At 72.8% G+C, this 12,396-nt stretch carries 11 protein-coding genes; 6 read left to right on the plus strand and 5 right to left on the minus strand.

Going from position 1 to position 12,396, the window contains the following annotated elements; translation table 11 throughout:
* Positions 1–37 precede the first annotated feature (37 nt).
* Positions 38–1,132, minus strand: a complete 1,095-nt coding sequence (locus AB0K14_RS14780; RefSeq protein ID WP_360460864.1) for a nucleotide disphospho-sugar-binding domain-containing protein — start codon at positions 1,130–1,132, stop codon at positions 38–40.
* Positions 1,133–1,231: 99 nt separating this feature from the next.
* Positions 1,232–1,723, minus strand: a complete 492-nt coding sequence (locus tag AB0K14_RS14785; RefSeq protein WP_360460861.1) for a MarR family transcriptional regulator — start codon at positions 1,721–1,723, stop codon at positions 1,232–1,234.
* A gap of 74 nt (positions 1,724–1,797) precedes the next feature.
* On the opposite strand from AB0K14_RS14785, the gene AB0K14_RS14790 reads away from it, so the two are divergent.
* The 3 genes from AB0K14_RS14790 (at position 1,798) to sigJ (ending at position 5,501) form a co-directional block, all read left to right on the plus strand.
* Positions 1,798–3,813: an efflux RND transporter permease subunit gene (locus AB0K14_RS14790; protein ID WP_360460858.1), complete on the plus strand. Its 2,016-nt coding sequence runs from the start codon at positions 1,798–1,800 to the stop codon at positions 3,811–3,813.
* A 72-nt stretch (positions 3,814–3,885) separates the two neighbouring features.
* Positions 3,886–4,524 (plus strand): NAD(P)H-binding protein, encoded by a 639-nt coding sequence (locus AB0K14_RS14795; RefSeq protein WP_360460855.1) that lies wholly within the window; start codon positions 3,886–3,888, stop codon positions 4,522–4,524.
* Entirely contained in the window at positions 4,521–5,501 is a 981-nt protein-coding gene (gene sigJ / locus AB0K14_RS14800) for an RNA polymerase sigma factor SigJ (protein WP_360460853.1), read from the plus strand. The genes AB0K14_RS14795 and sigJ overlap by 4 nt, the downstream gene beginning before the upstream one ends.
* A 42-nt stretch (positions 5,502–5,543) precedes the next feature.
* On the opposite strand, the gene AB0K14_RS14805 is transcribed toward sigJ, so the two are convergent.
* On the minus strand, positions 5,544–6,122 hold the full coding sequence (locus AB0K14_RS14805; RefSeq protein WP_360460850.1) for a TetR family transcriptional regulator: 579 nt from the start codon (positions 6,120–6,122) through the stop codon (positions 5,544–5,546).
* Between the two features lie 106 nt (positions 6,123–6,228).
* Between AB0K14_RS14805 and AB0K14_RS14810 the strand changes: the two genes are divergently transcribed.
* Both AB0K14_RS14810 and AB0K14_RS14815 read left to right on the plus strand, forming a co-directional pair.
* Positions 6,229–7,248: an aldo/keto reductase gene (locus AB0K14_RS14810; protein WP_360460847.1), complete on the plus strand. Its 1,020-nt coding sequence runs from the start codon at positions 6,229–6,231 to the stop codon at positions 7,246–7,248.
* 139 nt (positions 7,249–7,387) lie between these two features.
* The gene (locus tag AB0K14_RS14815) at positions 7,388–7,657 is read left to right on the plus strand and encodes a hypothetical protein (RefSeq protein ID WP_360460844.1); all 270 of its coding nucleotides are present in this window, start codon (positions 7,388–7,390) and stop codon (positions 7,655–7,657) included.
* Here the strand turns inward: AB0K14_RS14815 and AB0K14_RS14820 are convergent.
* Positions 7,654–8,400: a class I SAM-dependent methyltransferase gene (locus tag AB0K14_RS14820; RefSeq protein ID WP_360460841.1), complete on the minus strand. Its 747-nt coding sequence runs from the start codon at positions 8,398–8,400 to the stop codon at positions 7,654–7,656. The two genes, AB0K14_RS14815 and AB0K14_RS14820, sit on opposite strands and share 4 nt — an antisense overlap.
* A 201-nt stretch (positions 8,401–8,601) precedes the next feature.
* On the opposite strand from AB0K14_RS14820, the gene AB0K14_RS14825 reads away from it, so the two are divergent.
* Positions 8,602–10,473, plus strand: coding sequence for a hypothetical protein (locus AB0K14_RS14825; RefSeq protein WP_360460838.1), 1,872 nt, complete (start codon positions 8,602–8,604; stop codon positions 10,471–10,473).
* 91 nt (positions 10,474–10,564) lie between these two features.
* On the opposite strand, the gene ilvD is transcribed toward AB0K14_RS14825, so the two are convergent.
* The gene (gene ilvD, locus AB0K14_RS14830; protein ID WP_360460836.1) at positions 10,565–12,262 is read right to left on the minus strand and encodes a dihydroxy-acid dehydratase; all 1,698 of its coding nucleotides are present in this window, start codon (positions 12,260–12,262) and stop codon (positions 10,565–10,567) included.
* Between the last annotated feature and the right edge of the window lie 134 nt (positions 12,263–12,396).

Raw genomic sequence — 12,396 nt, forward strand, 5'->3', positions numbered from 1 at the left:
GCTCCCCGGGACGAGGCGAAGATCACCCCGGCGCGGTTCAGGCGAAGTCGGGCAGCACGGCGGCCACGTCGTGCGGTGACGGCATGGCGGCCACCTCGTCGGCCATCGCCCGGGCCGCGTCGAGCACGGCGTCGTCGGCGAGCAGGCGGCGCGCCTTGGCGGCGATCACCTCGGGCGTCACCTCCGCGCCGAGCACCCGGTCGCCCAGGCCCGCCTCAGTCACCATGGCGGCGTTGGCGAACTGGTCGGCGCCCTGCGGCAGCACCAGGTGCGGCACGCCCGCGCCGAACGTGCCCATCGTGGTGCCCGCACCGCCGTGGTGGACCACGAGGTCCGCATAGGGGAGCAGGTCGCCCTGCGGCAACCACGCCCGCACGACGACGTTGTCCGGCAACTCGCCCAGGTCGTCCACCTCCACGGCCATGGCGGTGGACACGAGCACCTTGGCGTCCAGCGTGCCGAGGCCCTCGATGGCGGTGCGCAGCACGCCCGCCGTGCCGAACGCCGTGCCCAACGTCAGGTACACCAGCGGTTCGCGGTGGTCGAGCACCCACGACGGCAGGCCGCCGGGCTCGGCGAACTGCACCGGTCGCAGCGGGACGCGGTCCGACGTGGTGGCCAGGAAGTCCTGGTCCTGCACGGACGGCGGGCAGATGTCGAGGTAGGGGTTGCCGAACCGCATGACGTCGCCGTCGGGGACCTCGACGCCGTACTCGGCCGCGACCTCGGCCAGGTGCAGGCGGATGTCCTCCAGGGGGCCGCTGGGCAGCCAGTACTTGCCGAACGAGTGGCACACCGCGGGCGTGTCGGCCGCCCTCGCCGCGAGCGCCACGCCGACGTTGGCCACCTCGTGCACGACCAGGTCGGGCTTGCGGTCGAGGATGATCGGCGCCAGGTCGGCGGCGTGCCTGCGCGCCAGGATCGAGCCGAACACCGCCGAGACGCGCCTGGGGTCGAAGTCCTCCGCCTTGCGCGCGGCGGGGCTCGCGTTGCCCAGTTCGAACGCCTCCAGCATGTCCATCCCACCCGGGACGTGCTCGATGCCCTGCGCGGTCAGCGCCTCCGCGAACTTGTCCGTGGTCACGAACGTGACGTCGTGGCCCAACTCGCGCGCCGCGACGGCGAGGGGCACGAGGGGGAACGTGTGTCCGTGTGAGCCGAGGCTCGAGAAGAGGATTCTCACGGTGAGACCCTGTCGCTTTTCGGCCGGCACGCTCCTGTTACCCGTGGGTCACTGCGGACCGGGCGGAGATGACTTCGGGTCCGGCGGCGCGGCCAGCTCCGCCCGCACGGCGGTGGTCGCGTCGATGCTCGCGACCAGGAACCGGGCGATCACCTCCTTGTCCGCGTCGCCGAACCGCTCCCAGGCGCGGGTGTACGCGCCGTCGAGCGGCTCGAAGAAGTGACGTCCCAGCTCCAGCGCCTTGGTCGACACGTGCAGCTCGACCTTGCGCCGGTCGTGCGGGTTGCGCGTGCGCTCGACGTGCCCGGAGGCCTCCAGCCGGTCCAGGACCGACGTCGTGGCGGACGTGCTCAGGTGCAGCGCCTCGGCCAGCCTGGTCGGGGACATCGGCGTGCCGCCCCACCGCGCGTCCATGATCAGCGCGAGCGCGTTGAGGTCGGTGCGGTGCATCCGCTGCTTCTCGCCGAACATCTCCACGAACCGGTCGGTTTCGACCGTCAGTTGCCGGAGCAACCTGACCAGGGCCGAGTTGTCGGCCATGCGCCCTCCCGTTATTGTTTCGACGGTCGAACTATTGGATCGTCGAACTTTGTGGCCTCGGAGGTCATTGTCCCGTGCACGCGACCCGGAACCGCACCCGCTGGTTGTTGCCCGCCCTGGTGGCGGTGGCGTGGCTGGCGCTCGGCGGCTTCTCCGGCCCGTTCGCGGGCAAGCTGAGCGAGGTCGCGGTCAACGACAGCACCGCGTTCCTGCCCGCCTCCGCCGAGGCCACCGAGGTCTCCGAGCAGGTCAAGGCGTTCGGTGACGCCCGCGGCCTGCCCGCGGTCGTGGTCGCCGAGCGCGCCTCGGGGCTCACCCCCGCCGACCTGGAGTACCTGGGCGGCCGCGGCTTCACCGGCGAGGCGTCGCCGGTGATCCCGTCGACCCGCGACGACCAGGCCGCGCAGGTCGTCATCGCGGTCGACCCGGCCGACCCGGCAGGCGCGGTGGAGGACATCCGGGCGAAGCTGACCGACCCGCCCGACGGGCTCACCGTGCTGGTCGCCGGGCCCGCCGCGCAGGTCGCCGACCTCAAGGAGGCGTTCAGCGGCATCGACGGCCTGCTGCTGCTGGTCGCGGGCGCGGTCGTGGCGCTGATCCTCGTGCTGGTCTACCGCAGCCCGCTGCTGCCGCTGGTGGTGCTGCTGTCCGGGGTGTTCGCGCTCGGCCTGGCCAGCCTCGCGGTGTACCTGCTGGCCGACGGCGAGGTGATCGACCTCAACGGCCAGAGCCAGGGCATCCTGTTCATCCTGGTCTTCGGCGCGGCCACGGACTACGCGTTGCTGCTGGTGTCCCGGTTCCGCGAGGAACTGCGCGACACCGAGGACCGGTACCGGGCGATGCGGGTGGCGTGGCGGGCCACCGTCGAGCCGATCGCCGCGTCGGCGGGCACGGTCGTGCTCGGCGTGCTGTGCCTGCTGTTCAGCGACCTCAACTCCAACAAGGGCCTCGGGCCGGTGGCCGCGATCGGCATCGGCGCGGCGCTGCTGGCCTCGGTGACGTTCCTGCCCGCCGTGCTGGTGCTGCTGGGCCGGTCCGCGTTCTGGCCGCTGCGGCCGAAGGTCGGCTCGCCGCACCCCGAGACGAGCGGGGTGTGGGCGCGGGTCGCCGGGATGATCTCGGCCCGGCCGCGGGCCACGTGGGTCGTCACCGCGGTGGTGCTGCTGATCGGCGTCGCGTTCGTGCCGCAGCTCAAGGCCTCCGGTACGGCGCAGTCCGACGTGTTCCTCACCGAGGTCGACTCGGTGGCCGGGCAGGAGGTGCTGTCGCGGCACTTCCCGGGCGGCACCGGCGCGCCGACGGTCGTGCTCGCCCGTGCGGGGCGGGCGGAGGCCGTGACGATGGCGGCGGACGTGGACGGCGTGTCCGAGGTGCGGCCGGCGGGGGAGGCCTCGGGGCTGGTGCGGCTCGACGTCGTGCTGGAGGACCCGGCCGACTCCGAGGCCGCGTTGGCGACGGTGCAACGGCTGCGCGACGCCGTCCGGGCGGTACCGGACGCGGACGCCAAGGTGGGCGGGCCCACCGCCACGCAGCTGGACACGCAGACCACGTCCGAGCGCGACCGGCTGGTGATCATCCCCATCGTGCTGTTGGTGATCTTCCTGGTCCTGGCGCTGCTGCTGCGGTCGCTGCTGGCGCCGTTGCTGCTGATCGCCACGGTCGTGCTGTCGTTCGCCGCGACCATGGGCGTGTCGGCGCTGGTGTTCAACGGGATCTTCGACTTCCCCGGTGCCGACCCCGTGGTGCCGCTGTTCGGGTTCGTGTTCCTGGTGGCGCTGGGCATCGACTACAACATCTTCCTGATGACGCGGGTGCGCGAGGAGGCCGGGGGGCTCGGCACCCGCGCGGGGGTGCTGCGCGGGTTGACCATCACCGGCGGCGTGATCACGTCGGCGGGTGTGGTGCTGGCGGCGACCTTCTCGGCGTTGGCGGTGCTGCCGATCCTGTTCCTCGCGCAGATCGCGTTCATCGTGGCGTTCGGCGTGCTGCTGGACACGTTCGTGGTGCGGTCGTTGCTGGTGCCGGCGTTGGGCGTGGACGTGGGCAGGCGTATCTGGTGGCCGTCGAAGCTCGCGCGCGGTGAGGACTGACACCGGGCGATGTCACAGTTCGCGTGGCCCGGATCGTCCTGACCGTGGCGGGGTCTCGCGGAGGAGGACACGATGAAGATCGCGGTCGTGGGCGGCACGGGAGCGGGCGGGCGCCGGGTGGTCGACGAGGTGGCCCGGTCCGGGCACGAGGCGGTCGTGGTCGGTCGGTCGGCCGGGGTCGACCTGCTGACCGGCGCCGGGCTCGACGCGGCCCTGGCGGGGTGCGCCGCGGTCGTGGACGTGTCGAACTCGCCGGGCTGGAGCCGGGACGAGGCGGAGCCGTTGTCGACCCGGGGCACCGGCAACCTGCTGGACGCCTCGGCCCGCGCGGGCGTGCGGCACCTGGTCGTGCTGTCGATCGTGGGTGCGGACGAGGTCGACCTCGACTACTACTTCGGCAAGCGGCGGCAGGAGGCGCTGGTGATGGCCGGGTCGGTGCCCTGGAGCGTGCTGCGGACCACCCGGCCCCCCGAGCCGGCGGCCGGGTCGCCGGCGTGCGTGACCGGGCCGGTGGCGCCGTCGGTGTCGTCGCAGCCGGTGTCGTCCCTGCCGATGTCGCCGCCGCCGGTGTCCGCGGCGGACGTGGCGGCCCGGTTGATCGAGCTCGCGGTGGGTCGGCCGCAGGGGTTCGTCCTGCCCGTCGCCGGTCCCGATCGCCCGGGGGTGGGGGAGGGGACGTTCGCCGGGTGCCGGGACGGGGTGTGCCCGTGACCGGGCGCGCCGAGGGATCCTCGACCGGACGCGCCCCCGAGCCGACCACCGGGCCGACCCCCGAGCCGACCCCCGGGCCGACCACCGGGCCTGTGGCCGACCGGGTCGCCGAGTTGGCCGCGGAGTACACGCGCATCAGGCCGCGACTGGTGGGCGTCGCGTACTCGATCGTCGGCACGGTGGCCGAGGCGCAGGACGTGGTGTCGGACTGCTGGTTGCGACTGACCGCCGCCGACGAGCAGGAACCGGTCCGCGACGTCGAGGCGTGGGCCGTGGTGGCGGTGGCGCGGCGCGCGGTGGACGTGCTGCGCTCGGCCAGGGTGCGGCGCGAGGAGTACGTCGGCCCCTGGCTGCCGGAACCGCTCGTGGGCGCCACCGCGGACGACCCGGCGGAACGGGTGACGCTGGACGACGCGGTGAGCTTCGCGCTCATGGTCGTGCTGGAGACCCTGACGCCCGCCGAACGCACCACGTGGGTGCTGCACGAGGTGTTCGGGATGCCGTTCCCGGAGATCGCCGCCGTCGTGGGCCGCAGCCCGGCCGCCGTGCGGCAGCTGGCCGTGCGGGCCCGCGCGCACGTCGCGGCCGGCGCGCCCCGGGTCGACGTCGGCACCGCCGAGCACCGCTCGGCCGTCGACGCGTTCGTCCGCGCCGTCGGCCAGGGCGACCTGCGCGGCCTGCTGGCCGTGCTGGACCCGGACGTCGTGCTCACCAGCGACGGCGGTGGCGTGGTCGGCGCGGCCCGGCGCCCGGTCCACGGCGCGGACCGCGTGGGGCGCTTCCTCGTCGGGGTGCGCGGCAAGCTGCCCACGGGGGCGCGGATCGCGCCGCTGACCGTGAACGGCGGGCCCGGCTTCGTCGCGCTGGTCGGCACGACCCCGTGGTTCGTCTGCTCCTTCACCCTCCAGGACGGTCGGGCCAGGCGGGTCGACCTCGTGGTGACACCGCACAAGCTCCCGCGCGACTTGAAGGTTTAGCGCCAAGGTCCGCACCAGGGGTCGGCGCCACCGGTGGCGCCCTCAGGCTCGGCGCAGCCCGGCGACGAGGAGCGCGACCAGCCGACGTGCGTCGTAGTGGGGGTCGCGGTCGGCGCCGATGCAGAGGTTGCCGACGCCGCGCATGAGTTCGAGGGCCTCGACGTCGGCACGGATCTCGCCCGCCTCGGCGGCGGCGTCGAGCAGTCGGGTGCACACGGGCACCAGGCGGTCCAGGAAGTACGCGTGCAGCGCGTCGAAGCCGGCGTTGTCGGACCGCAGCACGGCGGCGAGCCCGTGCTTGGTCACCAGGAAGTCGACGAAGAGGTCGATCCACCGCCCGAGCGCGGCGTACGGGCTCGGGCCGTCCGCCAGCAGGGCGGGCCCGGCCTCGGCGCAGGCCTCCACCTGGTGCCGGTACACGGCGATGATCAGGTCCGCCCGGGTCGGGAAGTGGCGGTAGATCGTGGCCGTGCCGACGCCGGCCGCCGCCGCGATGTCGCGCACGGGCGCTTCCACGCCCGAGGCGACGAAGACCGCGGCGGCCGCGTCGAGCAGGGACTCCTCGTTGCGCCGGGCGTCGGCCCGCTTCGGCTTGGCCGCAGGCCGGTCCTCGTCGTTCACGCGCGTTCCCTCCAGAGCCGTGGTTGCTAAGCGGGACACTGTTCCGTATCGTCAAACGGGACAGCGTTCCGCTTGTTCAGGATGTCAGACCAGGAGACGACACGTCATGCAGTACCGCACTTTGGGCCGCACCGGTGTACAGGTCGGCTCCCTCGCGCTGGGCGCGATGAACTTCGGCGCGATCGGGCGCACCGCCCAGGACGAGGCGACCGCGATCGTCGACGCCGCCCTCGAAGGCGGCATCAACGTCATCGACACCGCCGACTGGTACAGCGCCGGCGAGTCGGAGGTGATGGTCGGCAAGGCCATCGCGGGCCGCCGCGACGACATCGTGCTGGCCACCAAGGCGAACATGCCGATGGGTGACGAGCGCAACCACCAGGGCAGCTCGCGCCGCTGGCTGGTCACCGAGCTGGACCACAGCCTGCGCCGGCTGGGCGTCGACCACGTCGACCTCTACCAGGTCCACCGGTGGGACCCGACCACGAGCGACGAGGAGACGCTGTCGGCGCTGACCGACCTCCAGCGCGCGGGGAAGATCCGCTACTTCGGCTCCTCCACCTTCCCGGCCTACCGCATCGTGCAGGCGCAGTGGGCCGCCCGGGAGCACCACCTCGGCCGTTACGTCACCGAGCAGCCCAGCTACTCGATCCTCCAGCGCGGCATCGAGGCGCACGTGCTCCCGGTGGCCCAGGAGTACGGGCTCGGCGTGCTGGCCTGGAGCCCGCTGGCCTCGGGCTGGCTGTCCGGAGCGGTCCGCGCCGGCCGGGAGGTCGCCACCCACCGCTCGGCGATCCTGCCGGAACGGTTCGACACCGCGATCCCGGCCAACCGGGCCAGGCTCGACGCCGTGGAGCGGTTGGTCGAGGTCGCCGCCGAGGCCGGCCTGACCCTGATCCAGCTCGCCCTCGGGTTCGTCACCGCGCACCCGGCCGTGACCGGCGCGATCATCGGGCCGCGCACGCTCGACCACCTGCACTCGCAACTCGCGGCGGCGGACACCGTGCTGCCGGCGGACGTGCTGGACGCGATCGACGAGATCGTCGCCCCGGGCGTCGACCTCGCACCGCAGGAGAAGTTCGACACCCCGCCCGCGCTGCTCGACGCGTCGCTGAGGCGTCGCTGACGGGCGTCGCTGACCGGGTGGCGCCAGCGGGGTGCCGCTGACGGGGGCGCCGCTGACGGGGGCGGCGCGGCCGGTTGGCCGGACCGGCGACTCCGTGTGGTCCCGTGCGGTCGATCTCCACCGCCTCGACACTGGGACCATGGGACTTCGCCGGATCCTCGTGTGCGCCGCGCTCGTCCTCGGCTTCGGCGCGGTCACCGTGCCGGCCGGGTCGCCGGTGGCGAACGCCGACGCGGTGGACTGCGTCGACTACTTGTACTGGAAGCACTTCGACGGCTTCATCATCAGCAGTGCGTGCGGGCTCGGCGAGGACGGCAACGTGCGGAGCTGCCAGGACATCCTCGCCTGGGCGAACGTGCGACCGCAGGACGTGGTCGAGGAAGCGTGCCGGTTGGCGGCCCAGCCCTAGGGCGTGGGCCGGAGCACGAGGGTGACGAAGCCCAGCACGCCGCGGTAGCCGTTGAGCCAGCTGTCGCGGTGCGCGGCGGACGTGGCCAGGACCTGCTCCCGGTCCGGGTGGTCGGGGTGGTCCAGCGCCCACGAGGCCAGCGAGCCCGTCCAGCTCCACTCGTACTCGTCCCACTCCGCCGTCGTGCTCACGTGGCCGTGCACCGGCGTCCAGCCGTCGGCGACCACGCGGGCGACCGTGGTCGGCAGGTCCGCGTACTTCTGCGGACCGTCCTCCAACTCCGCCCGGACCGCCGGGCTCGGCTCGCGTTCCCAGAAGCAGTCGCCCAGCACGACCACGCCGTCCTCGGCCAGGTGGCCCCGGGCGGCGGCGAGCGCGGGCAGCAGCTCGCCGAAGGCGTAGGCCGCGCCGATGCTGAGCACCACGTCCGCCTTGCGGGGCGACCGGTACGCGGTCACGTCCGCGCACACCAGGTCGAGCCGGTCGGCCACGCCGAGCCGGGCGGCGTCGGCGAGGGTCGTGTCGAAGCCCGCGTCGGAGATGTCGACGCCGACCGCGGTGATGCCGTCGTGCTCCTGCACCGCGCGCAACAGCCACGCGCCCTCGCCGCAGCCCAGGTCGAGCACGTGGGCGTCGGGTCGACGGATCGCCCGGTCCAGGACGTCGGTGACGGTCGGGTCGCCGACGGGCGCCGCGATGGGGTGTTCCGCGTGCGCCAAGGCGCTGAGTGTCTGTCGATCCACGATCAGTGACTAACACACCGGCAGGCGCGACCGCGCCTGTTTTTCCCGGTCCGTACCGGTACGGATTCGTGCCGGCCGGGCATGGCGCGGGAGCGGATCGTGAAGTAGAAATAGCCAACTCAACACCGCCGACGCCCTGACCTCGCCGGACCTGAGAGAGCGCTCTCTTACACGGCGGTCGGCGTCACTACCCCCAGAGGCATGTCAATGACGATCATGCGCCACGCCAGACGTGAGAGCGCTCACACGAGACTGCGCCGGGTGTTCGTGCTCGGCCTCGCCTTGGCCGCCGCGACCGCCGCGGCGCCGGCCGTGAGTGCGGACCCGCCCCGGCGCACGCAGGACCTCGGCGTGAACGTGAAGGTGTTCGACCCCTCCATGCCGGTCGCCGAGATCCAGGCGGCCCTCGACGCGACGCACGCCGCCCAGGTCGACAACGAGATGGGCACGCAGCGGTACGCGTACCTGTTCAAGCCGGGTCACTACGGCACCGCCGAGCAGCCGCTGCAGATCAAGGTGGGCTACTACACCGAGATCGCGGGCCTCGGCGCGTCGCCGACCGACGTGGTGATCAACGGCAAGGTCGAGGTCTACAACCGCTGCCTGGCCGACGGCGGCACGGGCAACTGCCTCGCGCTGGTCAACTTCTGGCGCACGCTGGGCAACCTGACCATCAACATCGACGGCAAGGACCAGGACGGCTGCCGGTCCGGGGCGAACTTCTGGGCCGTCTCGCAGGCGGTGTCGCTGCGCCGGCTCAACGTCACCAGCGGCACCTTCACGCTGATGGACTACTGCACCGCCGGCCCGCAGTACGCCAGCGGCGGGTTCATCGCCGACTCCAGGCTGCCGTCGGTCGTCAACGGCTCGCAGCAGCAGTGGCTGACCCGCGACAGCGAGCTCGGCAGCTGGTCGAACGGCGTGTGGAACCAGGTGTTCTCGGGTGTCGAGGGCGCCCCCGACGACGCGGCGTTCCCGAACCCGCCGTACACCACGCTCGACGCCACGCCGCTGAGCCGGGAGAAGCCGTTCCTGTTCGTCGACGACGCCGGCCGCTACCAGGTCCGCGTCCCGGCCGCCCGGCGCGACACCAGCGGTGTGTCGTGGGCCGACGGCATGACGCCCGGCCGCACGGTCCCGCTGTCCGACTTCTTCGTCGCCAAGCCCGGCGACTCGGTGCGCGACATCAACAACGCGCTCGCGCGCGGCAAGCACCTGCTGCTCACGCCGGGCGTCTACGACGTCGCCCGCAGCATCGAGGTCAAGCGCCCCGACACGGTGGTGCTCGGTCTCGGGCACGCCACGCTGACCGCCGTGCACGGCTCGACCCCGCTGGACGTGGCGGACGTGCCCGGTGTCGTCATCGCCGGTGTCACGGTCGACGCGGGCACCGAGCTGTCCCCGGTGCTGGTGCGCGTGGGCAAGAAGCACGGCAACCGGCCGAGCAAGCCGCTCAACCCGACCACGCTGTCCGACGTGTACTTCCGCGTCGGCGGGCCGCACGTGGGCAAGGCGGACACCGCGCTGGAGGTCAACAGCGACAACGTGCTCATCGACCACACCTGGGTGTGGCGGGCCGACCACGGCGTCGAGGGCTTCACCGACACGCAGCGCTGGAACACCAACACCGGCCTCACCGGTGTCGTCGTCAACGGCGACGACGTGACCGCGACCGGTCTGTTCGTGGAGCACTTCCAGCGGCACAACACCGTCTGGAACGGCGAGCGCGGCACCGTCGTGCTCTACCAGAACGAGCTGCCCTACGACCCGCCGACGCAGGCCGACTGGATGAAGGGCGACGTCGAGGGCTGGGCGGGCTACAAGGTCGGCGACCACGTGCGCACGCACACCCTGCACGGCGGTGGCGTCTACGTGTTCAACCAGAACAACCCGGAGATCCACACCGAGAACGGCTTCGAGGTCCCCGAGACGCCGGGCGTGAAGCTGCACCACATCATGACCGTCAACCTCAGCGCCGGCGTGATCGACCACGTCGTCAACGGCGTCGGCGGCGCGGCGGACATGACCAAGGTCGGCGTTCCGGTCTACATCGCGGAGTACCCCGCGCCGTGACACGGAGGCGGTGAGCCGGCTGCGGCGAGCCAGACGCCGTGGGACAGGTGCGGTGCCCGACCCCGACCGGGGCCGGGCACCGCTCGTCCGACTACCCGCAGACCGCGCCGACGGAGGCCGAGCCGACGAGCTTGGCGTACTTCGCCAGCACGCCCCGCTGGTACCGGGCGGGCAGCGGCGCCCAGCCCTCGCGGCGGGCGGCCAGCTCGGCGTCGTCCACCGCGACGTCCAGCCTGCCGTTGGCGACGTCGAGCGTGATCTGGTCGCCGTCGCGGATGAACGCGATCGGCCCGCCGTCCACCGCCTCCGGCGCGACGTGGCCGACGCACAGGCCGGTCGTGCCGCCGGAGAACCGGCCGTCGGTGAGCAGCAGCACGTCCTTGCCCAGGCCCGCGCCCTTGATCGCCGCGGTGACGGCGAGCATCTCCCGCATGCCCGGCCCGCCCTTCGGGCCCTCGTAGCGGATGACCACCACGTCGCCCGCGGTGATCGTGCCTGCCTCCAGCGCGTCCATCGCCGCGCGCTCGCGGTCGAACACGCGGGCGGTGCCGGTGAACACGTCCGAGTCGAACCCGGCGGACTTCACCACCGCGCCGTCGGGCGCGAGCGACCCGCGCAGGATGGTGATGCCGCCGGTGCGGTGGATCGGCTCGCTCATCGCCCGCAGCACGGTGCCGTCGGGGTCGGGCGGCGCGATGTCGGCCAGGTTCTCCGCGACCGTGCGGCCGGTGACGGTCAGGCAGTCGCCGTGCAGCAGGCCCGCGTCCAGCAGCGCCTTCATCACCACGGGCACGCCGCCGATGCGGTCGACGTCGGTCATCACGTGCCTGCCGAACGGCTTGACGTCGGCCAGGTGCGGCACCTTCGCGCCGATCCGGGTGAAGTCGTCCAGGCTCAGCTCGACCTCGGCCTCGTGCGCGATGGCCAGCAGGTGCAGCACCGCGTTGGTGGAGCCGCCGAACGCCATCACCACGGCGATCGCGTTCTCGAACGCCTCACGCGTCATGATCTGCCGCGCGGTGATGCCCCGGCGCAGCATCTCGACCACGGCCTGGCCGGACTTGCGGGCGAACCCGTCGCGCCGCCGGTCCGTGGCGGGCGGCGCCGCGCTGCCGGGCAGCGACATGCCCAGCGCCTCCGCCGCGCTCGCCATCGTGTTCGCCGTGTACATGCCGCCGCACGCGCCCTCACCGGGGCAGATGGCCCGTTCGATGAGGTCGACGTCCTCGCGGCTCATCAGGCCGCGGGAGCACGCGCCGACCGCCTCGAACGCGTCGATGATGGTCACCTCGCGCTCGCTGCCGTCGGTCAACGTCACCCGACCGGGCAGGATCGAGCCCGCGTAGAGGAACACGCTGGCCAGGTCGAGCCGGGCGGCGGCCATCAGCATGCCGGGCAGGGACTTGTCGCAGCCCGCGAGCAGCACGGACCCGTCCAGCCGCTCGGCCTGCATGACGGTCTCCACGCTGTCCGCGATCACCTCGCGCGACACCAGGGAGAAGTGCATGCCCTCGTGGCCCATCGAGATGCCGTCGGACACCGAGATCGTGCCGAACTCCAGCGGGTAACCGCCCGCCGCGTGCACGCCGTCCTTGCTCGCCTTCGCGAGCCGGTCCAACGGCAGGTTGCACGGCGTGATCTCGTTCCACGACGAGGCGACACCGATCTGGGGCTTGACCCAGTCGTCGTCACCCATCCCGACCGCCCGCAGCATCCCTCGCGCGGCGGTGCTCTCCAGGCCGTCGGTGACGTCGCGGCTACGCGGCTTGATGTCCGGGGTCTCGTTCATGGCAGGAAACCTAGTCGAACTCGGCGCGGCGGATCCGCCTCGGGCTCGTGGACCGGCTCGGATCCCCCGGTCAGGTGCATCACGTCCGTGCCCGGCCCCGACCGGCCGGCGCGGTCGGTCGGGGCCGAGGCGGC

The sequence above is a fragment of the Actinosynnema sp. NPDC050801 genome (genome assembly GCF_040673975.1).
In the GTDB taxonomy this organism is placed as follows: domain Bacteria; phylum Actinomycetota; class Actinomycetes; order Mycobacteriales; family Pseudonocardiaceae; genus Actinosynnema.